Origin of the sequence: Paenirhodobacter sp., from assembly GCF_041916475.1 — a bacterium.
GTDB lineage: Bacteria > Pseudomonadota > Alphaproteobacteria > Rhodobacterales > Rhodobacteraceae > Rhodobacter.
The window spans coordinates 37,636-59,627 of sequence record NZ_JAYRZN010000014.1 but is presented as its reverse complement, the minus strand read 5'-3'; the positions used below and the strand labels follow the sequence as shown (position 1 = coordinate 59,627).

Genomic DNA, 21,992 nt, shown 5'->3' with positions numbered 1-21,992 from the left:
AATCCGCCTGCCCCCAGATCGGCATGGTTTTTTACCAGCCGGACACAATGCCTATAATTTGCGCATAAAATTTCGATTATGAGTATGAATTGATCGCTCCTCCCGGGTTTCGGCGGGTTTAGAAGCGATTCTTCTCATCGGCGTGCTGATTATCGCCTTCCGGCTGGGCGCGGCGCAGCGGCGGCTCCAGCTCGCCCAGCCTCTCGCGCAGCGCTTCGACCGTCTGCAGATGCTGCTGCCCCGCCTCGCCCAGAGCCTCGGCACAGCGCATCACCAGCAGCCGCAAAAGCGCCATCACGCCCGCGTAGGAATCCTGGCTCGAGCCGGTTTCCACAGGGCAGGTCACCGGCCAGCGCGCCAGCGCCGGCACCACCCGCAGGCTGCGATCTGCCAGCAGAACGATCCGCGCGCCCCGCTCCGCGATGGCCTGCACCTGCGCGGCAAAGCCCGCCGGCCGCCGCCGCAGCCCGAGGATCACCACCACATCCTGCGGCCCGAGCGCGGCGATCCCCTCCGCCGCGGTCTGCCCCTCCTGCCCCAGCCGGGAAACCCCCGGGCGCAGCTGCGCGAGCTGCGCCAGCAGGTAATCCGCCAGAAACCGGCTATTGCGATACCCGATCGCCGAGACCCGCGGCGCCGTGGCCAGCGCGCCCGCGATATCCTCCACCATCTGCGCATCCACCGCACTCAGCGCGGCTTCGATCAGCCCCGCCTCCGCCGCGATCAGCGCGCCGATCGGCCCGCCCGGGGTCTTGCGCAGAAACAAGGGCGATCCGGTCTCGCGCAGCTTGCGCGCCTCCTGCCGCGCGGCCTCGAAATTCGGATAGCCCAGCCGCTGCATCAGCCGGCTCACCGTGGCATTGGAGACACCCGCCCGCGCGGCCAGCTCCACCGCCGTCCAGACCGCCATCTCCTGCGGCTGATCGAGGATGAGATCCGCGGCGCGGCGCTCCTGCCCGGGAAGCGCAGCATAGACTTCGTGGAGCCGCTGCAGCAGGGAGCCATCGCCGGTCATCTTACCCTCATATGAAAATATATTTTCATATTGATTATTGCATCGGAAATTTGCTTTCAATGACGAAACCGAGTCGACCAAAGGCCCGCCATGCCCGCCGCACATACCGCCCCCGCCCCGATCCACTTCAAAAATGCCCTGGGCCAGGGCGCGCAGACGGAGGTCGTGTTCAACCGCGCCTTCCACCCCGACGCGGCCTGGAGCGCCACGCAGGATGCCGTCCTGAATGACGCCGCCTACGCCGAGGCGCGCGCCACCATTTCGGCCTGGCCCGGATATGCGCCGACCCCGCTCCATGCGCTGCCGGGCCTGGCGCGGCAGGCGGGGATCGGCGCGCTGCATCTGAAGGACGAAGGCGGCCGCTTCGGCCTCGGCAGCTTCAAGGCGCTCGGCGGGGCCTATGCGGTGCTGCGCCTGCTCCTGCGCGAAATCGCGGCCCGCACCGGCAGCGTGCCCACGGTGGCGGAGGTGCTCGCGGGGCGGCATGCCGCGCTTCTCTCCGGGCTGACCGTGTGCTGCGCGACGGATGGCAACCATGGCCGCTCCGTCGCCTGGGGCGCGCGCAGTTTCGGCTGCCGCTGCGTGATTTTCGTCCATGCGACCGTCTCCGAAGGCCGCGCCGCCGCAATTGCCGCCTATGGCGCCGAGGTCCGCCGCTGCGCCGGGAACTACGACCACAGCGTGCGCGAGGCCGACGAGACCGCCCGCCGCGAGGGCTGGTTCGTGGTCTCCGATACGTCCTATCCTGGCTATGTCGATGTGCCGAAGGATGTGATGCAGGGCTACGAGATTACTGCGGCCGAGGCCGCCGAGGCCCTGCCCCTGCCCCCCACCCATCTGTTCCTCCAGACCGGGGTCGGCGGGGCGGCGGCGGCCATCGCCGCGCAGTTCCGCCGCCGCTACGGGGCGGCCGCCCCGCGCGTGATCCTGGCCGATCCGGACCGCTCCGCCTGCTGGGTCGAGAGCTTCCGCGCCGGGCATCCGGTGGCCATCACCGGCGATCTCGATACACTGATGGCGGGGCTCGCCTGCGGCGAGGTCTCGCAGCTGGCCTGGCAGGTGCTGGAGCCGCTGGCCTTCGCCGCTGTCTCGGTCGAGGACCGCGATGCGGTGGCGGTGATGCGGCGGCTGGCGGATCCGCTCCCCGGGGATCCGGCGGTGGTGGCGGGGGAATCCGCCGTTGCCGGTCTCGCGGCGCTGCTGGCCGTGGCCGCGGATCCGGCGGCCGCGCGCGCGCTCGGGCTGGATGGCGGCTCCCGCGTGCTCTGCTTTGCCACCGAAGGCGATACCGACCCCGCGCTTTATGAGCAGCTCGTCGGGCGCAGCGCGGCGGCCGTCCGGGCAGGCGCATGAGCGTGAGGATAGACATCGACCGGCTCTCGGCCCGTATCGCGGCGCTCGGCCGGATCGGGGCGCTTCCGGGCGGCGGCTGCAAACGGCTGGCGCTGAGCCCGGAGGATGCCGAGGGCCGCGCGCTCGTCACTGGCTGGTTTCGGGATCTGGGGCTGGAGCTGCACAGCGACCAGTTCGGCAACACCTGGGCCATTCGCCCCGGGCGCGGCGGCACCACGGCCGCGCCGGTGCTGATGGGCTCGCATATAGATACCGTGGCCACCGGCGGGCTCTATGATGGCGCGCTTGGCGTCCTGGCCGGGATCGAGGTGATCGAGGCCGTCTCCGAAGCCGGGATCGAGACCGAACGCCCCCTCGCCGTCGCCTTCTTCACCAATGAGGAGGGCGCCCGCTTCCAGCCAGACATGATGGGATCGGGCGTCGCCACCGGCGCGCTGGACCTGGCCGCCATGCTGGCGCAGCCCGGGATTGACGGCATGACCGTCGGCGAAGCCCTGAGCCGGATCGGCGCCGCCGGGCCGGAGCCCGCAGGCGCGCTGCGGCCCTCGTGCTATCTGGAGCTGCATATCGAACAGGGGCCCGTGCTGGAGCGCGCAGGCCGAGCCATCGGCGCGGTCACCGGCGTGCAGGGGATCTCCTGGAGCGAATTCACCATCGAGGGCGCCGCCGCCCATGCCGGCACCACGCCGATGGACATGCGCCGCGATGCGGGCGTGGTGGCGGCCGGGATCGTGGCGGAGGCCCGCGCCATCGCGCGGGATTTCGGCCCGCCGCAGGTGGCGACCGTGGGGCGGCTGCAATTCGCGCCCGATATCGTGAACGTCGTGCCCGAGCGCGCCCAGCTGACGGTCGACCTGCGCAACACCGATGACGCCACGCTGCGCGCCGCCGAAGCCCGCCTGGCCGAGCGCGCCCGCGCCCTGGCCGAAGCGGAGGGCTGCACGCTCACGCAGCGCAGCCTCGCGCGCTTCGCCCCGGTGGGCTTCGATCCGGATCTCGTCGAGGAAATCGCGCAGGCCGCCGCGGGCGCGGGCCTGAGCGGGTGCAAGATGCCCTCGGGCGCCGGGCATGACGCGCAGATGTTCGCCCCCCTCTGCCCCACCGCGATGATCTTCGTGCCCTCGCAGGGCGGCGTCAGCCACAACATCCGCGAATACACCTCCCCCGCACAGATCCTGCCCGGCGTTCAATTGCTGGCGCAGGTGGCGCTCGCGCGCGCGGGCCACAGACAGGACAGGACATGAGCCGCCGCTTCATCGCCGCCACCGCCCAGCTGGGCCCGATTGCCCGCACCGAGCCCCGCGCGGAGGTGATCGCGCGGATGATCGCCCTGCTTGAGGAGGCGCACCGGCGCGCGGCGCAGGTGGTGGTGTTCCCGGAGCTCGCGCTCACCAGCTTCTTCCCGCGCTGGTACATCGAGGACGAAGCCGAGCTCGACCGCTTTTATGAAACAGAAATGCCCGGGCCGGAAACGCAGCCGCTGTTCGATGCCGCGCGGCGGCTCGGGATCGGGTTCTACATGGGCTATGCCGAGCTGATCCGGGAGGGCGCGGCCGCGCGGCGCTTCAACACGTCGATCTTCGTCTCGCCCGAGGGCCGGATCGTGGGCAATTACCGCAAGGTGCATCTGCCCGGCCATTTCAATCCGGAAGACTGGCGCCCGTTCCAGCACCTGGAGAAACGCTATTTCGAGCACGGAGACCTCGGCTTCCCCGTCTATGAGGCGATGGGCGGCAAGATCGGCATGTGCCTGTGCAACGACCGCCGCTGGCCCGAGACCTTCCGCGTGCTCGGGCTGCGCGGGGCGGAGCTGGTGATGCTGGGCTACAATACGCCGGTGCATTACCCGATGGCCCCCGAGCACGACCACCTGCAGGATTTCCACAACCACCTGAGCATGCAGGCCGGGGCCTATGCCAATGGCTGCTGGGTGATCGGCACGGCCAAGGCCGGGCGCGAGGAGGGCTGCGACCTGATCGGCGGCAGCTTTATCATCGCGCCCACCGGCCAGATCGTCGCCCGCGTGCTGGGCCTCGGCGACGAGATCGCCACCGCCGAGATCGACCTCGACCGCTGCAGCGAATTGCGGCGCAACATCTTCAACTTCGCGCTGCACCGCGAGCCCGCGGATTACGGCCCGATCACCGAAGGCGCCGAGACCCGGGCGCGCGAGCGCGACGCGATCATCCGCGCGGATCGGGCCCCGGCGCGCTGAGCGGCGCCCCGCCCCGGCGGGAGAGCTCCGCGTTCAGCTGCGCAAGGCCAGGCCCGGGCAGGCCCGCCACCCGGTAGCCGTGGCGGCGATAGTCCTCCACCTGATCGGCAAGCAGCTCCAGCGCCGCGCCCGCCTCCGGGCCCGGCAGCTGCAGCAGGCCCCAGTCCGCCGCCAGCGCGAGTACATCCGGGTCTGCGAAGCCCTCCTGCGGTACGACCAGAACCGCGCGGCCACGCACGGCCGCAGGCGGCGGGGCCTCCCCGATCTCTGGCAGGGTGGCCTCCGCGCCCTGCAAGAACCGATCGAGCCGCGCCAGCTCTGCCTCCGGATCATAGCCCGGAAGCTCGCTGCCGATCCCGATCAGCCGCGGCCGCCCGAGCCCGCGTTCGGCCAGAACCTGCAACAGCACCTCGATCCAGACCCCCTGCCCCGGCACCAGCGCCACCTCCCGCGGGCCGGGGCGGCCGCCCCAATCCGCGCCGCTGTCCGTGACCTGCACGCCGCTGGAGGGGGAGCCGTCCACCCCGAGCAGCACCAGATCGGTGCAGCCCCCGGCCTGCGACAGCGCATCGGCCACGGTCCCGGCCGCCATCCGGCAGTGCCGGCGATAACCCGCCGTGTCATATTGTGCGCGCACCTGCCACCAGCGCCCGCAGCCGAGAAACGTCATCTCCGGGCAGGGCATCTGGATCACCGCGAAGCCCCGTGCGCGCAGCAGTTGCAGGAGCGGCACCATGCCGCCCGGGCAGACCTCGTATTCCGCCACCTTCGCGTTCTGGTTCGCGAGGCAATTCGACACAAGCGCGATCCGCCCGCCCATCTCAGCCCTCCGCGAGGCTGTTCAGCACATCGAGCAGCACCTGTGCTCCCGCGGCCACATCGGCCTCCTCGGCGCTCTCGGCGGGGTCGTGGCTGATGCCGTCCCGGCACGGGATGAAGATCATCGCCGTGGGGCAGATCCCCGCGAGATGCCGCGCATCGTGGCCCGCGGCCGAGGCGATCGGGCGCGCCGCATAGCCGCGGCGCAGCACCGCATCGGCAATCCGCGCCCGCAAGGCCGGGTGGAATTCGTTGGACGGGGCATGCACCAGCACCCGGACCTGTGCCGCGCAAGGCGCCGCCTCCGCCGCGACAATGCCCGCGATTTCGCCTGCCGCCGCCTCCAGCACCGCATTCGACGGATGACGCAGGTCGATCCGGAACCGCACCTCCCCCGCGATCACCGACGGCGCATTGGGCGTCACCTCGACCCGGCCGATGGTGAACCGGATCTCGGGATCGCGGTATCCGATCCGCTCCTCCAGCGCGACCGCCGCCCGCGCGAAGGCGATCACGGCATCGCGCCGCCCGCGCATCGGTTCGGTCCCGGCATGGCCGCGGGCGCCGGAAATGGTCACCTCGCAGGTGACCTTTCCCTGAATCCCCGTCACGATCCCGATCGGCACGCCGGCCTTGTCCAGCTCTGGGCCCTGTTCGATATGCGGCTCCAGATAGGCCGCCGGGCGGAACGGGCGGCGCTGGCGCAAGGCCGGGAACGCCGCCTGAAGGCGGTCGATCTCGTCGCCACAGGCGATCCCCTCCGCGTCGCGCGCAGCCCGGATCACCGCGATGCGGCGCGTGCCCGCGAAATATTCAGAGCCCATCATGCCCGGCGCAAAGCGCGAGCCTTCCTCGTTCATCCAGGACACGACCGTCACATCGCGCGCGGGGCGGAAGCCTTGCTCGGCCATCACGCTCACCGCCTCCAGCGCCGCCATCACCCCATAGGCCCCGTCGAAGCGCCCGCCCGTCGGCTGGCTGTCCAGATGCGAGCCCGCGAGCAGCGGCGGCAGGCTGCGGTCCTGCCCCGGAAGCGTGAGGAACAGGTTCGCCGCCGCATCCGTCTCGGGGACGAGCCCGGCCGCATCCGCCCAGAGCAGCATCTGCCGCCAGGCCTCGTGCTCCTCATCGCTCAGCGCCTGCCGGTCGACCCCACCCTCCGGATAGCCGCCGATTTCGCCGAGCCGCATCAGCCGCGCCCAGAGCCTGTCCCGGTCGATCTGCATCATTTCGTCCGCATCACCTGGCCCGGATCCGCGCGCGGGTCGCGCCGGGCCCAGGCCCCGGCCTCCACCTGCGCCAGGAATTCGGCCAGCAGGGTGTTGAACAGCTCCGGCTCCTCCAGATTGAGCGTGTGCCCGGTCTTGGGCAGCACCGCGAGCCCCGCCGCCGGGATCGTCTTTTTCAGGTAGATCGCGGTCTGCAGGCAGTGGTCGTCCTCGTCCCCGGTCAGGATCAGCGTCGGCACCGCCATCTGCGCGAATTCCGCCTCGAGGTCATAAAGCGAGGGCCGCCGCGCCTGCACGCCGCGCATGGTGAGCGCAGCCCCCATATCCGAATGCCGCGACAGACGCTCGGCGAATTCGGCCCAGCCGCGGGGGTCCTTGTTCTGGAACTGCACCCGGCTGGCACCCAGGGCATAGACCTTGGAAAACGCCTTCGCGCCCAGGCGCTCGAAGTTCTCGGCCACGGCCAGCGACACGCCGCGGAAATACTCTTCGAAGGCTTTCTCCGCGCCATAGCCCGTCCCGGCGATGGTGAGCGAGAGCGCGCGTTCGGGCGCGATCAGCCCGAAATGAGCCGTGGCAAAGCCCCCCATCGACAGCCCGACGATATGCGCCTTCTCGATCCCGAGCCCATCCAGCACCGCCAGCGCATCCTCCACCGCGATCCGCTGCGAATAGCTTTCGAGATCGGCCGGAATATCCGAGGGCTGATAGCCCCGCGCGGCATAGGTGATGCAGCGGTAGCGGCGCGCGAAGCGGCGCATCTGCGGCTCCCAGGCGTCGTAATTGCCGCCGAATTCATGGAGGAACAGGATCGGCAGGCCGGAGCCCGCCTCCTCGACATAGAGCTTCACGCCATCCCTGGCAGTCACGAACATCGCGCTCTCCTTCAGAACAATGCGGGAATGTCGGTCAGGCTGCGCGCCGCGGCGATCGCCCCGGGCAGCTCCGCGCAGAAGCGCACGGCCCAGGCCTCCGGCACCGTGGTCGAGACCTTGACGAAGCTGTGGCCGAACCGCGCCGTGTGATAGGTGCCCTGCCGGATCATGATGCCGCGGCGGCGGAAGGCCTCGACCAGCGCCTCCGGGGCGAGGCCCGTTGTGCCGAGGCACAGGAAATTCGCCTGTGACGGCCAGACCAGAACGCTCAGCCCCGCAGCCTCCGCCGCGGCCTTCACCGCCTCCTGGTTGGCGCGGTTGATGCGCAGCACCGTCTCCATCCATTCCGCCTTCACCCGCAGCCCGGCCTCGGCCCCGCGCTGCGCCACCACCCCCGCGCCGAGGATGGAGCTGGCATAGCCCGAGACCTCCTCGATGAGCGCTGGCGCCCCCACCAGCGCGCCCACCCGCATCCCCGCGAGCCCCAGCCATTTCGAGAAGCTCACCGAACAGACCGCGTTCTCCGGATCCAGCCGCGGCGCCGGCACATGGCCTTCGGCGAAATCGCGGTAGGTGCAGTCGTGCACCAGAAGTGCGCCGGATTCGCGCGCAATCTGCAGGAAATCCCCGATCTCCTCTGCGGTATAAGTGGTGCCGAGCGGGTTGTTCGGATCGACGAGGTAGATCAGTGCGCAACGCCCGTCCACCGCGCGGCGAAGCATGTCGGGCGTCAGCTTGTAGCCGGTTTCCGGCCCGAAGATCGGGAGCTCCACCACCTCTGCGCCCTGCTGGCGCGCAAACAGCCCGGGCCATTTCCAGGTGGGATCCGATGTCACCAGCGTGGTCCCCGGCCGGCAGCGCGCGCGGCACAAGGTGGCCAGCGCATTGACACCGCCTTCCGTCACCAGCGCCCGCCCCGCCACGCCCAGATCGGCCACGATCGCCGCGCGCAGGCTCTCGAAGCCGAGGGGCGGCGCATAGGCGTTGAACGCGCCCGAGCGGATCGCCGCGATCATCGCCTCCGTCACCTCCGGATGCGCCGGAATGTGGTTCGTGTTCTGCCCCATCCAGATCAGCGTATCGTCGGCCGACAGGGCATCGAAATAGCGGTTGCGGTCCTCGGCGGTGGTCATGTTCAGTCCTTCAGCGCGGCAATCAGCATTTCGGCGAAACGGTCCGTATCCGCCCGGCGGATGACCCGCGCATTGGCGGGCGCGGCGTACCAGAGCTTGTCGATCTCGGCCTCTTCGGGCGTCAGCGGGGTACAGACCGAGGAATAGGCCCGGGTGAGCTCGCCCTGTGTCTCCACATCGACGAGGCAATCGGCCGTCTCCAGCATCAGCGCGGGCTCGATCAGGCAGGCGCAGGTCAGGCTGTCGGGGTGGGTGGAGAGCGGGCGGCCATAGCGCATCGCGGTGCGCTTGAACGGCGCCTGGCTCACCGCCATGAAAAAGCGCGAAAGCGGCGTGTCCAGCGCCGCAATCCGGGCGAGCGCCGCCTCCGGCAGCACCCCCGAGGCCATTGTCAGCGTCCAGGTGGAGAGCGTCAGGCGGAACCCCGCATTCACCACGATCTTCGCCGCCTCCGGATCGACGTAGAAGTTGAACTCCGAGGCGGGCGTGGTATTGCCGAGGCTGTTGTCGGTGCCCCCCATCACCCACAGATGCTTCAGCGCCTGCGCGATGCGCGGCTCTTTCACATAGGCGGTGGCGATATTGGTCAGCGGCGCCTGCGCGAGGATCTCGATCTCGCCGGGGTTGGACATCACCAGATCGATGATCCGGTCCACGGCATGCTCCGCCTCCGGGCGCTGGCGCGCCTGCGGGAAGCCCGCGTCGCTCATGCCATCGGCGCCGAAGAATTCGGTCGCATCCACCGGCGCGCGCAGCATCGGCCGCGGGCAGCCGAGATAGACCGGCACCTGCCCGCCCGCGCCCGCCACTTCCAGCGTATAGAGCGCATTCTCCGCCTGCTGCAGGAATGGCACATTGCCGTTGCAGATGGTGATCGCCTCCAGCGTCACATGCGGCGCCTTCAGCGCCAGCAGGATGGAGAACGCGTCATCCCCCGCGGTATCGGTATCGATGATCAGCCGCATCAGGGCCTCCTCAGCCTGGGCGCGATATCGCGCACGAATTCCGCTGGGCTCAGCGCCACCGGCCGCCCGAGCGCCTGCGCCAGCGCGACGATCCCGGGCTGCTCCACCGACACGGCGCGCGTGGCGCGGGCATCGGCGAAGAAGGCGCGCACCGGGGCATCCACCGCGAGCCGCCCCCCGGCGAGGCCGAGCACCCGGTCCGCATGGGCGGCGACGAAATCCATATCGTGGCACACGAGGATCACCGCCCGGCCCGCGGCCTTTTCCGCCGCGATGATGGCACCGAGGCGCGCGCGGCGCAGCGCATCGAGGCCGCGCTGCGCCTCGTCCAGCAAGATCACACCGGGCGCACAGGCCAGCACCGAAGCCACCGCCACGAAGCGCCGCGCCGCCGCATCCAGATCCAGCGGGTGATGATCGAGCAGCGCCTCGAGCCCGGTGCGCGCCACCGCCTCTGCCACCCGCGCCGCCGCATCCGGCATGCCGAACTGCGCCGGGCCGAAGCCGATCTCGGCGCGCACCGTGGCGTTGAAGATCTGGCTCTCGGGCGCCTGGAACACGGTGCCCACATGGCGCGCGATCTCGCTCACCTTCAGCCCCGCGGCATCGCGGCCATTCACCTCCACCCGGCCCGCATCGGGGCGCAGGAGGCCATTGAGCAGCCGCAGCAGCGTGGATTTGCCCGCGCCATTGCGCCCGACGATCGCCACAACCTCCCCGGGCGCCACGGCAAAACCGATGCCATCCAGCACCGGCGCCATCCCGGGCTGATAGCCGAAGCGCACATCCTGAAGCCGGATCGCGGTCATGGCGCCTCCTCCAGCATCGGCGCCAGCCGGGCGGCTGCGGCCTGCGCATCGTGCGGCAGCGCGCCCGGCCAAAGCCCCTGCGCGCCCAGAAGCCGCGCGGCCTCGGCCACAGCGGGCAGGCCGAAAATCTCTGCGGTGCGGGGGTGGCCCAGAAGGCCCGCCGCATCGCCGTCAAACGCGATCTGGCCACCATCCAGAAGCACGAACCGCTGCGCCACACGCAGCGCCGCGCCCAGCACCACATCGCACCAGATCGTGGTCAGGCCTGCAGGCAGCGCCGCCATCTGCGCAAGCAGCGCATCGCGCGATTCCGGATCGAAATTGCCGGTCGGCTCATCGAGCACCAGCGCGCGCGAGCCCATCGCGAGCGCCGCGGCGATGGAGAGCCGCTGCTGCTCGCCGCCCGAGAGCGAGAACGGGTCGCGCCCGCGCAGATGATCGAGGTTGCACAGCGCGATCGCGGCTTCCGCCCGGGCGCGGATCTCGGCTTCGGGCAGACCGAGGTTGCACGGGCCGAAGGTGATTTCGTCAAACACGGTGAAGGCGAAGCCTGAGAGCTGCTGCATCGGCACCTGGCCCACGAACTGCACGAGCCCCGCGCGCGCGGCCGGCGCCAGCGCGGCCCAGGGCTGGCCCTCGACGCACACGGTGCCTGAGCTCGCGGCCAGAGCGCCGCGCGGCAGCCAGCCCGCGATCCATTGCGCAAGCGTGCTCTTGCCCGAGCCGTTGCCGCCCAGAATGGCAACCCGCTCTCCCTCCGCGATGCTCAGAGAGACCCGGTCCAGCACCACCGGCCCCGCAGCCTCATAGGAAAAACTCAGCCCATCGATTTCGATCAGCGCCATAACAGGCCTCCGGCAATCAGAAGGGGCAGGCTCAGCACCAGCGCACGCCGGGCCCAGCGTTGCGCCGCGCTGTCGGGCGGCGCGTTCAGCACCGTCCGGCGCGGCATGGCGCGAAAGCCGCGCCCGTCCAGCACCTGCGCACGCGCGTCGATATCGGCGAGCGCCAGCGTCACCAGCGGCATCAGCAGCGCCGGAAACGCCCGGATCCGGGTGGAAACCCGGCCCTGAAGATCCAGCCCGCGGGTCATCTGCGCCTCGCGGATGGTACGGGCGCGCTGCGTGAAGGGCTCAAGGAGCAGCAGCGGGCTCGCAATCACATAGGCGACGCCCGGCGGGAAGCCCTGCGCATCGAGCGCAGCCAGCAGCCGCGCCGGGTGGGTCGTGGTCACGAACAGCAGCGATCCGGTGAGCAGCGCCCCGATCCGGCCCAGCACCCGCACCATGAACAAAAGCCCGTCGCGGCTCAGATCCAGCCCGAGGAAGCCGAACCGCCCGCCGTGATCGACGAGCAACCCATGCACCACGAACAGCGCCAGCGCCAGCGGCCCCAGCGTGAAGATCAGCCGCCGCGCGAACACGCCCCCCGCCCCCGCCAGCACGCCCGTCGCCGTGGCGAGCACGGCGATCGTCACCGTCGCCACCGGCGGCAGGACGAAGGCCGCGACCGCGATCCACAGCACTACGGTGAGCTTGGTCAGGGGGTTCAGCCGGTGCAGCCAGCCCGTGCCCGGCACATAGAGCAGGGCATGGTCCGCACCGGTGGCACGCGCGACGGCCATGGCTCAGGCCTTCGAATGGGCGAAGAAGGCGAAGCCGGAGGTGAACCGCATCGGCAGCCGCTTCACGATGCCCCAGGCGACGAGACAGGTGAGGATCTTGTCCGCGAGGTTCTGCACCAGGTTCGCGACCGCGACCGATTCCACCAGCTGATGCCCGACCGCCAGCAGATAGGCGGTGGCGAAATCCGTGCCCGCCCCGGTGACGCCGCCGAACATGTAAACGATGATCGGCACCGCCACGATGGTGGAGATGACGCCGATGACTGCGCCCGCGCCCACCGTTGCCGCGACGCTGCGGAACCAGCCCAGGCGCGCAAAGACACCGGCGAGCAGGCCGATCACCAGCGACACCGGGAAGAAGGCGGTGGCCGAAGGGTCCGCGACGAGGCCCCAGATCAGGTTGGTCAGCGTGCCGGTCAGCGCGCCCGCGAGCGGCCCGGCCAGGATCCCCACCAGGACCGTACCCACCGCATCCACATAGAGCGGCAGCTTGATCCAGACCGCGATCTGGCCGACGACGATATTGATGACGATCGCGACCGCCATGAGCACCAATGTGCGCGTATCGAATTTCATGTTCACGTCCCCAATGTTCATGTTCCGGAATGGCATGCGCCAGTGCGCCTGGCGCGAATGACGAGCTCCGGCCAGCCCGACATATTGCAGTGTTCGCGGGTGAAGGTCAGATCGTCCAGCAGCAGCAGGACGACCTCCAGCGTCGTATAGACGCGGCAGCCCGCCATCATGTGCCCGCCGATCATCCGCCCCGCCCCGTCCGAGATCGACAGATGCACATGCGCCCCGCCTTCGGCCGCCCCGGCCACGCCGTTCAGCGCCACCCCGGGCGCCGCGCATTCCAGCGTGCCGCTGAGCGAGCAGATCTCGAAATGCCCCTGCAGCAGCGTGGCCTCGGGCTGGTTCGCATAACGGATCGCGGCCTCGGTGAGCGAGCCCACGGCCGAAACGATGGCGCAGGCGGCAATCCCCTGTTCGACGACATAGCCCTGCAAGATGCGCAGAACGTCATCCCCCGGCTTCAGCCGCAATGTGACGAAACGGCCCTGGCTTCGCGGGCTGGATGCAATGCTCATGTGTGGCCCTCCCCGGCCAGCTCTTCCTGCGCCGCCATCGCGGCCCGCACGACCGCGACCGGCGTCGGCCGCAATGGCAGATGCGGCCGGTTGAGGCCCGCATCCTGCAGGCCAACGCCGGCCGAGGCGAGCGCAAACTGAAGCCCCGCGGCGCAGATCCGGCCCTGGCACGGCCCCATGCCGGCGCGGGTCCAGAGCTTCACCGAGAGGGCATCGCCCGCGCCCTCAGCGATGGCGGCCTGCACGTCGGAGAAGCGCACATCCTCGCAGCGGCACAGGATCTCATCCCCGGGCAGGGCGACGGGCGGCACCGCGGGCGGCGGATACAGCCCCGCCAGCCGCGCGGCAAAATCGCGCGCCTTTCGCAGCGCGTGGCGCTCCGCCTCGGGCACCGGCAGGCCCGCCGCGCTGAGCCCCGCGATCCGCCCCGACAGCCGCGCGGGCAGCGCGCCCCCGATCCCGGTGGTTTCGCCCGCCGCATAAAGCCCGGGCACCGTGGTCGCGCCATCGGCATCGGTCACGCAATGCCAGCCGCCCAGCTCCGGCGCAAACGCATGCCGGGCGCCGAGCGCGAGCGTCATATCCACCACCGGCTGGAAGCCGAAGCCCACAGCCAGCGTGCTCACCCCGTCGATCCGGCGCTGGCGGGCCATATCCGGGCGCCCGGAGGCGTCCAGCGGCGCGATCTCCACCGCCTCCAGCTGCGCGCCACCCAGAGCACGCGTGACCACATGGCCCATGTGCCGCGCGGCACCGGTGCGGCGCAGGTCGCGCCACAGGCGCAGCGCCTCGGGCAGCCGCTCCGGATGGGCGCGGAACAGGCGCGCAGGCAGGCCGGGGCGGCGCATCTCCACCAGGTCCGACACCGGCTGGCCCGCCACCGCGCAGCTCTGCGCCACTGCGAGCAGGAACGGCCCGGAGCCCGCGATGACCATCTTCCCCGCGCCGGGGATCCGGCCGCTGCCGGTCTTCAGCAGGCGCTGCGCCGCGCCCGCGCCGATCACGCCGGGCAGGGTCCAGCCCGGGAAGGGCAGCGGCCGCTCCATGGCGCCGAGCGCCGCGATCACCCGCCCCGCCGTGATGCTCAGCGCGGCGCCGTCCTTCTGCACGGAAAGGCAGAAGCCGCCCTGCGGCAGCGCGGCCGCCCAGAACAGCTCGGCCCCGGTGAGGAGCTCCGCGCCCGCGGCCCGCGCGGCCTCGGCGGCCTCCCGGCCCCCGCGCACGGCGGCGGTTCGGGCAAAGGGGCTGCCGGGCTGCGAGGGCTGCATCGCATACTGGCCGCCCGGATCCGGGAACTGATCGAGGCAGATCACCGAAGCGCCCGCCCCGGCCGCGGCACAGGCGGCCGCGAGCCCCGCCGGGCCCGCCCCCACCACCGCGATATCGCAGCTCAGCCGCGCGCTCATGCCCCCGTCTCCGTACGCACGACCATGCCCGCGCGGCTGCGCAGCAGGCAGGCGCGCGCCCAGAGCCCATCGACCTCGACCGCGCATTCCCCGCACAGGCCCATGCCGCAGAACGCGCCCCGCGGCGCCGCCAGACGCGGGCTCCGCCGCCAGCCCGGCGCGCGCGCCTGCAGGATTTCCGTCAGCGGCAGCCCCGCCGCGACCTCCATCTCCACGCCATCGAGGGTGATCCGCACCATCATGCCGCAGCCTCCGCGAAGCGGCGCGGATCATAAAGCCGGCGGGCATCGGCGCGCAGCGCGCCATCCATGCCCGCGCGGCCGGTGATTTCGCCCGCCAGGAACTGCCCCAGCATCGGCGCCCGGCAGAAGCCCGAGCCATTGTCGCCTGCACAGAGCCACAGCCCCTCCGGCCCGAACCGCCCCGCAAGGAAGCGCGCATCGGGCGAAACCGCCTCGAACCGCACCCAGGAGCGCAGCAGGCTCAGCGCCCCGAGCGACGGGAACAGATGCAGCAGCATGTCGATCGAGGAGACGACGAAACCGGGCGGCGCCTCGCGGATCCGGTCGCGCGCATCGGGCGGTGCTTCTACCGGCTGGATCACCGTGTTGAACAGGATCTGGCCGGAGGCGCTTTGCTGGATCTGGGTATAGCCGCTGTCGACCCCGCCCTTACGCTCCACCGCGCTCACCACGCGGGTGATGGTGCCGCGGGGCTGGCGCAGCGAGGCGAGGCACTGCGCCTGCCGCGGCACCAGGGGCACCGCGCCCCCGGCGAGATCCTGCGTCCAGGGCCCGGCCGCAAGGATGACCGTATCGGCGGCGACCCGGCCCGCATCCGTCGTGACCCCTGTCACCCGGCCGCCCGCCACCTCCACCCCACGCACCGGCACGCCCGCCAGCGCCGTGGCGCCCGCCGCGCGCGCGCGCTGCAGCATCGCCCGCGCCGCGAGGAACGGGTTCACCGTCGCCGTATCGGGGGCGAAGGTCGCGCCCAGCACCGGCCCGGTCAGGCGCGGCTCCACCCGCTGCACCTCGGCGGGCGTAAGAAGCCGATACCCGGCGCCAAGCGCGTTTTCCTCGGAGATCCAGTCCTCCCCGCTTTCCATCGCCTCCGGGGTCAGGATGAAGCCGAGCTGGCCCTGCGCCGCATATTCGAAGCCCGGCCCCTGCGCCGCGGCCGCCCGCCACAGCGCGCAGGAGTGCCGCATCAGCTGAAATTCCGGGATGCCATGCATATGCACCCCGAGGGCCGCCAGGCTCCCGCCCGTCACCGCGGCGCCGAAGGCCCGCGCCTCCAGCAGCAGCGGCCGCACACCTGCCTCCGCGAGCGCCACGGCGATGCAGAGGCCGACGATACCGCCGCCCACGATCACCACCTCTGCGCTGTCGGGCAGGTGCTGCATCACCACTCCTTGCGGCGCAGGGCCGCGGGCGCCCCCTGCCAGAAGCGGGGATCGGTGAGCGCGGCGGTCTCGGGCGCATGGCCCTCGATCGCGGTCATGGCCCGGGCGGCATTCGCCATGTGCCGCGGGTCGGGATAGCCCAGCCCATGATCCAGCGTGCCGCCACAAAGGGACAGCGCGCGGATCGCCGCGAGCTGCGCATGCTGCGATGCAGCATCAAGCTCCGGCCGCGCCGCAAGGCAGGCCGCCACCGCGCGCTCCGGATCATCGAAGGCCAGCGCCCAGCCCTCCAGCACCGCATCGACCACCGCCTGCACCACCTCCGGCGCTTCGGCCACCAGCCCCGCGCCCGCGATCAGCCCGTCCTTCAGCAGCGCAGCGCCCCAGTCGGCGGCGCGGAACACCACAAGGTCGCCCTCCGGGAGCGCCGCCTCCACCTGATGCAGCTCGTGGTAATTGGTCATCTGCGCGGTGGCGATTTCGCCTGCCAGGAACGGCCCTACGGTATCGGGCATCTCCACCCGCTCCATATCCGCCACCCCCGCGCGATGCAGCATCCAGCGCAGCTCCAGATCCTCCTGCCCGGGCCAGACCCCGGCCCGGCGCCCGGCCAGATCGGCCAGCGTGGCAATGCCCTCAGAGCGCCGCGCGGGGTACACGAGCGGGCTCTCCTGCTGGATCGTGAGCAGCCAGCGCAGCGCCGCCGGATCCGCGCTCTCGATCAGATGCGCGGGGCTCGCCACGGCCATCTCCGCCTGCCCGCGCAGCACCGCATTCACATGCTTGCAGGCGAAATCCAGCCCCTCACAGCGGATCCGTACCCCGCGGGCCTCCGCCAGGCCCAGCTCTTCGGCGAGCAGATAGCCCGCGAACTGCGCCTGCTTGTGCCACAGAAGACGGATGCGGATCTCTCTCATCAGGGCCTCACTTCGGGCAGGCAACGGCGCGGAATTCGGCCGGGGCCTTGTCCACGAACGCGTTGGTATAGGCCGCCGCAAGATCCGTCGGCGTGTCGATCAGCTTCGCGCCGAGCAGGATCTTCTGCGCGGTCTCATAGGCGGCGGGCTCGGTCTCGCCGAACTTGCCCGTGAGCGTCGGCCCGGCGCAGGCCAGATCCCGCATCGCGGTGATCTGCATGACCTGGAAATCACGGTCGAGCTCGCTGTTGTATTTCACCATCACCGCCGCCGCGGCCTCCGGGTCGGCGAAGGCTTCCTTCCAGCCGCGCAGCGAGGCATCCACCACCTTCTGCACCACATCGGGATGCTCGGCAATCTCCTCCTCGGTGGTGAACAGCCCGCCCGAGATCAGCGCCGCGCCATAATCCGACGGATCGAAGAACACCAGATCCGCGGGCATGTAGCCGTTCTGATAGACCAGCTGCAGCTCGTTGTAGAGCGTCACCTGCATCACGTCGTAATCCTTGTTGAGCCAGCTGATGATGTCGTAGCCCTGGCTCACCAGCTTCACATCCGCGGGGTTGACCCCGGCATTGCCCAGCATCGCCATGAATTCATGCTCGTCCCCACCGAACCACAGCCCCGCCGAATGGCCGGGCATGTACTTCAGCGTGGCGATGCCCGCATCCTTGCGCGCGATATAGGTGGTGGCGGATTTCTGGCCCCACTGGCTTACCATCACCAGCGGCACGCCATTCGCCCGCGCCGCGATGATCTGGTTCGGATGGCCGATCCCGAAGGTATCGACCCCGGTCGCGACCATGACCGAAGGCTTGATATCGGGCCCGGCCGGGCGCAGCTCCATCTCCACGCCCGCGTCCTTGTAGTAGCCGCGGTCGGCGGCCAGGATCGGGCCCGCGAACTGGCCCTGCATCACCCATTCGAGGCGCATCGATTCCGCCTGCGCCGCCCCCGCCCCAACGATGGCCGCCGCGACAATTCCGTAAAACGTCTTTCGCATTCTGAACCCTCTGTGCTGTTGGTTGGAACGCCGGATCGGGCCGGTCTGGTTGAGGGCCGCGGCCCCGGTCTGCGCGGCGCCCGTCATGGCCGCAGCTCCATCGAGGCATGCCAGGGCACGAAGATCCGCTCCAGCGCCGCCACGATCAGGAAGAACACGATTCCCATCAGCGCCGAGAGCAGCATCGCCGCCCAGAGCTTCGGCATCGCCATCGTCCGGTAGGTGGTCATGATCACGAAGCCGAGCCCGCGATCGGCCTGCACGAATTCGGCCACGATCGCGCCGATCACCGAGAAGGTGACATTCAGCTTCAGCCCGACGAACACATAGGGCAGCGCGCTCGGCAGGCGCATCTTGAAGAAGGTCTGCCATGGCGTGGCCGCCGCGATATAGAACACATCGGCCACCACCCGGTCGTAGCTTTGCAGGCCCTTCATCATGTTCAGCGCGAGCGGGAAGAACGACAGGAAGGCGGTGACGGCGATCTTCGAGCCGAGACCGTGGCCGAACCAGATGATGATGATCGGCGCGATGGCGACCACGGGGATGGTATTGGCCGCGATGATCAGCGGCAGGAAGCCGCGCGCGAGGAAGCGCGAATAGGCGAAGGCCACACCCAACAGCGCCCCGAGCGCGGAGCCGATGACGAAGCCCGCCACCGCCTCCCAAGCGGTGACGCCCGCATTGGCCATCAGGGGCCCGAAGCCCGACCAGGCCGAAGCCCAGATCGCGGAGGGCGCGGGCAGGATATAGGCCTTGATCGCGAAGCCCCGGCAAGCCGCCTCCCAGAGCGCCACGAAGCCTGCAAGCACCACGGTGAAGGGCAGCGCCTCCAGCACCGCATTCTCGATCCGGTCGCGGCGGAGCGCCTCACGCATGGCCATAGCCCTTCTCCAGCGCATGGTTCCCGGCCCGGACCAGCGGCTCGAAGCCGGGATGGTCCCGGGTCTCCAGGCTGCGCGGGCGCGGCAGCGGGTTCTCCAGGATGCAGTCGATCCGCCCCGGGCGCGGGGTCATCACTACGACCCGGTCCGAAAGCAGGACCGCCTCGCGGATCGAATGGGTGACCAGCACCACGGTGACGCCGGTCTGTTCATGGATCCGGGCGAGCTCCATGTTCAGCCGGTCGCGGGTGATCTGATCGAGTGCACCGAAGGGCTCGTCGAGCAGCAGCAGGTCCGGCCGGGTGGAAAGCGCGCGCGCGATCGCCGCGCGCTGGCGCATGCCGCCCGAAAGCTGGCGCGGCGCCGCCGCCTCGAACCCGGTGAGCCCGACCAGCTCCAGCAGCTCGCGCGCCCGCGCCACCCGCTCCGCCCGGGCCATGCCATGCAGCTCCAGCGGCAGCGCGACATTGTCGAGGATCGTGCGCCATTCGAGCAGCGCGGGCTCCTGGAACACGAAGCCGGTGCGCCGCGCGCTGCGCGCCGCGCGGGCGGGCCCGCCATTGATCTGCACCCTGCCCTGCGAAGGCGCCAGCAGGTCGCCGAGGATCCGCAGCAGCGTGCTCTTGCCGCAGCCCGAAGGCCCGATCAGCGACACGAAACTGCCCCGCGCGATCTGCAGGTCCACGTCGCTGAGCGCCACCACATCCCGCGCGCGGGTGCGGTAGGTGAGCGACAGCCCCTCGACCACGACGGCGCTCTCAGCCATAGCGGTTGCCCCCCGCGAACCAGTCGGAAAAGGCCTCGGTGGTGCGCACCGTGACGGCGCCCTTGATCAGATATCCCCGCAGCGCATCCCAGCCGTTTTCATGGCCATAGCCGCTCTCTCCCGAGCCGCCCCAGATCGTGCGCGGATCGTTCTTGTGATGGTCGTTGATCCAGACCACCCCGGCGCGCAGCCGCTCAACCACCCGGTGCCCGCGCAGGATGTCTCTCGTCCAGACCGAGGCGCCGAGCGCATAGGGCCCGGCATTGGCCAGCGCCACCGCCTCTTCCTCGTCGTCAAACGGGGTGATGGAGACGACCGGCCCGAAGATCTCCGCGCCGTAGAGCTCCGCCTCGGGCGGCACATCGGCGAACACCGTCGGCGGGACGTAGAACCCGCCGGCCAGATGCGCTGGCAGATCGGGGAGCACCCCCCCCGCCACCAGCTGCGCCCCGCCCGCCTCCGCGCGCGCGATATGGCCCATGCAGCGGGCGCGGGCCGCGGCCGAGATCACCGGCCCGACATCGGTTTCAGGATCGGCCGGATCGCCCAGCCGCAGCGCCGCCGCCCGCTCCGCGAACCGCGCCACGAACCAGTCGTAGACATTGCGCTGCACGAGAAAGCGGCTGCCGGAGACGCAGGTCTGCCCGGCCGCGACGAAGGCCGCGAACAGCCCGCCCGCCACCGCTTCATCAAGCCGCGCATCATCGAACACGAGAACCGGGGTCTTGCCGCCGAGCTCCAGCGTGCAGGGCACCAGCCGCCCGGCCGCCGCCGCCGCCACCCGGCGCCCGGTCTCAGTGCCGCCCGTCAGGTCTATATGCGCCACCAGCGGATGCGCCACCAGCGCCGCCCCCGCCTCGGCCCCACCCGAGACCACGTTGATCACCCCCGGCGGCAGCCCGGCCTCCACCGCCCAATCCGCCAGCAGCAGCGGCGTGACCGGCGCGAGCTCCGAAGGCTTCACCACCACGGTATTGCCCGCCGCCAGCGCCGCCGAGAGCTTTTTCACCAGGATCAGAACCGGATGGTTCCAGGGCGTCAGCAGCGCGCAAACCCCATGCGGGCGATAGCGGGTATAGGTGAGGAAGCCGCCCTTGACCCGGTTCGACCCGCCCTCGAGCCCAAGCGCGATACCCGCGAAATATTCGAGCCATTCCGGGATGCGCGCCATCTGCGCCCGCATCTCGCGGATCGGGCGGCCGGTCACCGCGGATTCGAGCTCCGCAAGCGGCCCCATCCGCGCCCGGATCAGCCCCGCGAGCGCGCGCAGGAGCGCGCCGCGCGCATCGCTATCTAGCCCGGCCCATTCCGGAAACGCCGCCGCCGCCGCGCCGCAGGCCGCATCCACATCCCCCGCATCCGCCTCTGCCACCGTCCAGCCCGCGGCCCCCGTCGCCGGGCGCAAAACCGTGCGCCGCGCGCCAGACGCGCCCGCGCGCCAGACGCCGCCCAGATGCAGCGGGAAATCCTGCGCCACCGCAGGATCCAGAACCGGCCGGAACGGTGCCCCCTGCGCGCCCATCAGATGATCGACGCGCGCGAGGCGATGCCGCCATCCACGGTGAAGATCGCCCCGGTGGTGTAGCCCGAGCGCTCCGAGGCGAGGAAGGCCATCAGATCGGCGATCTCGCGCACCTTGGCGGGGCGGCGCAGCGGATAGGTGTTCAGCAGCTCTTCCCAGCGGCTCTCGTCGCCGTACCAGTCCACTGCGCGGCGCCGCAGCAGCTTGTAGATGCGCGAGGTATCCACCGGCCCCGGGTTGACCCCGACCACACGGATATTGTCCTCCAGGCTGCGCCCGCCGAGCGCGCGGGTGAAGGCCATCAGGCTCGCATTGCCGGTGGTGCCGGCGATATAGTCGCGGTCGTAGCGCTCACCGGCATTGCCGATGTCGTTGATGATGACGCCGCCGCCCGCGGCCTTCATCCGGGCATAGTAGAGCCGGCACATGTTGATATAGCCGAAGACCTTCAGGTCCCAGTTCGCGCGCCAGCTGGCGTCATCGGTGGAGAACAGATCCCCGCCCGGAATGACACCCGCGTTGTTGATCAGGATATCGACATCGCCGACCGCATCGGCCAGCCGCGCCGGGGCGTCGCCGCCGGTCAGGTCCAGCGGATGAATGGTCACATCGGCGCCATGGGCCGCACGCAGCCGCGCCGCGATCGCTTCCAGCTTGTCGGCGCTGCGCGCGGTCAGATGCAGGACCGCCCCTTCTTCGGCAAACACTTCGGCGATACCCTCGCCAATCCCCTGCGACGCGCCGGTGATCAGAACCCGCTTGCCCCCAAGTCCAAGATCCATCGAACCTTCCTTCAAGAGATCGGCCACGGTCCGCCCGGGCCAGCCAGCGCGATCGGTTTCAGTCTGTAAAGGGTTTCCCACAATGCATGCGGCGTGCATACAAAAAGATGAAGCAAACTCGAACGGTTGCATTTTTCGTCTATTTTTTGATCGATCCATGGGGCCAGACTGCTGTTAGA

Annotated in this window: 23 protein-coding genes; 3 read left to right on the top strand and 20 right to left on the bottom strand. The window is 70.4% G+C overall.

Annotated features, from left to right (window positions below; genetic code table 11):
- Positions 1–118: 118 nt before the first annotated feature.
- Positions 119–1,015: a MurR/RpiR family transcriptional regulator gene (locus ACOMG5_RS07945; RefSeq protein ID WP_420343260.1), complete on the bottom strand. Its 897-nt coding sequence runs from the start codon at positions 1,013–1,015 to the stop codon at positions 119–121.
- A 90-nt stretch (positions 1,016–1,105) separates the two neighbouring features.
- Here ACOMG5_RS07945 and ACOMG5_RS07940 point away from each other — a divergent pair, with 90 nt between their 5' ends.
- The 3 genes from ACOMG5_RS07940 to ACOMG5_RS07930 are packed head-to-tail and all read left to right on the top strand — an operon-like array spanning position 1,106 to position 4,583.
- A complete protein-coding gene (locus tag ACOMG5_RS07940) occupies positions 1,106–2,368 on the top strand; it encodes a diaminopropionate ammonia-lyase (protein ID WP_420343259.1) in 1,263 nt (420 codons plus the stop codon).
- A complete protein-coding gene (locus tag ACOMG5_RS07935) occupies positions 2,365–3,612 on the top strand; it encodes a Zn-dependent hydrolase (RefSeq protein ID WP_420343258.1) in 1,248 nt (415 codons plus the stop codon). Before ACOMG5_RS07940 ends, ACOMG5_RS07935 begins: the two co-directional genes overlap by 4 nt.
- Positions 3,609–4,583 (top strand): N-carbamoyl-D-amino-acid hydrolase, encoded by a 975-nt coding sequence (locus ACOMG5_RS07930; protein ID WP_420343257.1) that lies wholly within the window; start codon positions 3,609–3,611, stop codon positions 4,581–4,583. Before ACOMG5_RS07935 ends, ACOMG5_RS07930 begins: the two co-directional genes overlap by 4 nt.
- On the opposite strand, the gene ACOMG5_RS07925 is transcribed toward ACOMG5_RS07930, so the two are convergent.
- From ACOMG5_RS07925 to ACOMG5_RS07835, 19 genes are all read right to left on the bottom strand, one after another.
- The gene (locus tag ACOMG5_RS07925; protein WP_420343256.1) at positions 4,552–5,403 is read right to left on the bottom strand and encodes a hypothetical protein; all 852 of its coding nucleotides are present in this window, start codon (positions 5,401–5,403) and stop codon (positions 4,552–4,554) included. The two genes, ACOMG5_RS07930 and ACOMG5_RS07925, sit on opposite strands and share 32 nt — an antisense overlap.
- A 1-nt stretch (position 5,404) precedes the next feature.
- On the bottom strand, positions 5,405–6,628 hold the full coding sequence (locus ACOMG5_RS07920; RefSeq protein ID WP_420343255.1) for a hydantoinase/carbamoylase family amidase: 1,224 nt from the start codon (positions 6,626–6,628) through the stop codon (positions 5,405–5,407).
- A complete protein-coding gene (locus ACOMG5_RS07915) occupies positions 6,628–7,506 on the bottom strand; it encodes an alpha/beta fold hydrolase (RefSeq protein WP_420343254.1) in 879 nt (292 codons plus the stop codon). Before ACOMG5_RS07915 ends, ACOMG5_RS07920 begins: the two co-directional genes overlap by 1 nt.
- An 11-nt stretch (positions 7,507–7,517) precedes the next feature.
- A complete protein-coding gene (locus ACOMG5_RS07910; protein ID WP_420343253.1) occupies positions 7,518–8,639 on the bottom strand; it encodes a pyridoxal phosphate-dependent aminotransferase in 1,122 nt (373 codons plus the stop codon).
- Positions 8,640–8,641: 2 nt separating this feature from the next.
- The gene (locus tag ACOMG5_RS07905) at positions 8,642–9,604 is read right to left on the bottom strand and encodes a nucleoside hydrolase (protein WP_420343252.1); all 963 of its coding nucleotides are present in this window, start codon (positions 9,602–9,604) and stop codon (positions 8,642–8,644) included.
- Positions 9,604–10,413, bottom strand: coding sequence for an energy-coupling factor ABC transporter ATP-binding protein (locus ACOMG5_RS07900; RefSeq protein WP_420343251.1), 810 nt, complete (start codon positions 10,411–10,413; stop codon positions 9,604–9,606). The genes ACOMG5_RS07905 and ACOMG5_RS07900 overlap by 1 nt, the downstream gene beginning before the upstream one ends.
- Positions 10,410–11,258, bottom strand: coding sequence for an energy-coupling factor ABC transporter ATP-binding protein (locus ACOMG5_RS07895; protein ID WP_420343250.1), 849 nt, complete (start codon positions 11,256–11,258; stop codon positions 10,410–10,412). Before ACOMG5_RS07895 ends, ACOMG5_RS07900 begins: the two co-directional genes overlap by 4 nt.
- Positions 11,249–12,037, bottom strand: coding sequence for an energy-coupling factor transporter transmembrane component T family protein (locus tag ACOMG5_RS07890; RefSeq protein WP_420343249.1), 789 nt, complete (start codon positions 12,035–12,037; stop codon positions 11,249–11,251). Before ACOMG5_RS07890 ends, ACOMG5_RS07895 begins: the two co-directional genes overlap by 10 nt.
- A 3-nt stretch (positions 12,038–12,040) precedes the next feature.
- Positions 12,041–12,613, bottom strand: a complete 573-nt coding sequence (locus tag ACOMG5_RS07885; RefSeq protein ID WP_420343248.1) for an ECF transporter S component — start codon at positions 12,611–12,613, stop codon at positions 12,041–12,043.
- A 17-nt stretch (positions 12,614–12,630) separates the two neighbouring features.
- The gene (locus tag ACOMG5_RS07880) at positions 12,631–13,128 is read right to left on the bottom strand and encodes a PPC domain-containing DNA-binding protein (protein WP_420343247.1); all 498 of its coding nucleotides are present in this window, start codon (positions 13,126–13,128) and stop codon (positions 12,631–12,633) included.
- Entirely contained in the window at positions 13,125–14,534 is a 1,410-nt protein-coding gene (locus tag ACOMG5_RS07875; RefSeq protein WP_420343246.1) for an FAD-dependent oxidoreductase, read from the bottom strand. Before ACOMG5_RS07875 ends, ACOMG5_RS07880 begins: the two co-directional genes overlap by 4 nt.
- Complete coding sequence (locus ACOMG5_RS07870) at positions 14,531–14,776, bottom strand: 2Fe-2S iron-sulfur cluster-binding protein (RefSeq protein ID WP_420343245.1); 246 nt, start codon at positions 14,774–14,776, stop codon at positions 14,531–14,533. Before ACOMG5_RS07870 ends, ACOMG5_RS07875 begins: the two co-directional genes overlap by 4 nt.
- The gene (locus tag ACOMG5_RS07865) at positions 14,773–15,939 is read right to left on the bottom strand and encodes an NAD(P)/FAD-dependent oxidoreductase (RefSeq protein WP_420343244.1); all 1,167 of its coding nucleotides are present in this window, start codon (positions 15,937–15,939) and stop codon (positions 14,773–14,775) included. Before ACOMG5_RS07865 ends, ACOMG5_RS07870 begins: the two co-directional genes overlap by 4 nt.
- A complete protein-coding gene (locus ACOMG5_RS07860) occupies positions 15,939–16,856 on the bottom strand; it encodes an ABC transporter substrate-binding protein (RefSeq protein WP_420343243.1) in 918 nt (305 codons plus the stop codon). The genes ACOMG5_RS07865 and ACOMG5_RS07860 overlap by 1 nt, the downstream gene beginning before the upstream one ends.
- Before the next feature lie 7 nt (positions 16,857–16,863).
- On the bottom strand, positions 16,864–17,859 hold the full coding sequence (locus tag ACOMG5_RS07855) for an ABC transporter substrate-binding protein (protein ID WP_420343242.1): 996 nt from the start codon (positions 17,857–17,859) through the stop codon (positions 16,864–16,866).
- Between the two features lie 83 nt (positions 17,860–17,942).
- A complete protein-coding gene (locus ACOMG5_RS07850) occupies positions 17,943–18,737 on the bottom strand; it encodes an ABC transporter permease (RefSeq protein WP_420343241.1) in 795 nt (264 codons plus the stop codon).
- Entirely contained in the window at positions 18,730–19,509 is a 780-nt protein-coding gene (locus ACOMG5_RS07845; RefSeq protein ID WP_420343240.1) for an ABC transporter ATP-binding protein, read from the bottom strand. The genes ACOMG5_RS07850 and ACOMG5_RS07845 overlap by 8 nt, the downstream gene beginning before the upstream one ends.
- Positions 19,502–21,031 carry an aldehyde dehydrogenase family protein gene (locus tag ACOMG5_RS07840; protein ID WP_420343239.1) on the bottom strand — a complete coding sequence of 510 codons (1,530 nt, stop codon included), beginning with the start codon at positions 21,029–21,031 and terminating at the stop codon, positions 19,502–19,504. Before ACOMG5_RS07840 ends, ACOMG5_RS07845 begins: the two co-directional genes overlap by 8 nt.
- On the bottom strand, positions 21,031–21,813 hold the full coding sequence (locus ACOMG5_RS07835) for an SDR family oxidoreductase (protein ID WP_420343238.1): 783 nt from the start codon (positions 21,811–21,813) through the stop codon (positions 21,031–21,033). The genes ACOMG5_RS07840 and ACOMG5_RS07835 overlap by 1 nt, the downstream gene beginning before the upstream one ends.
- Positions 21,814–21,992: the final 179 nt, after the last annotated feature.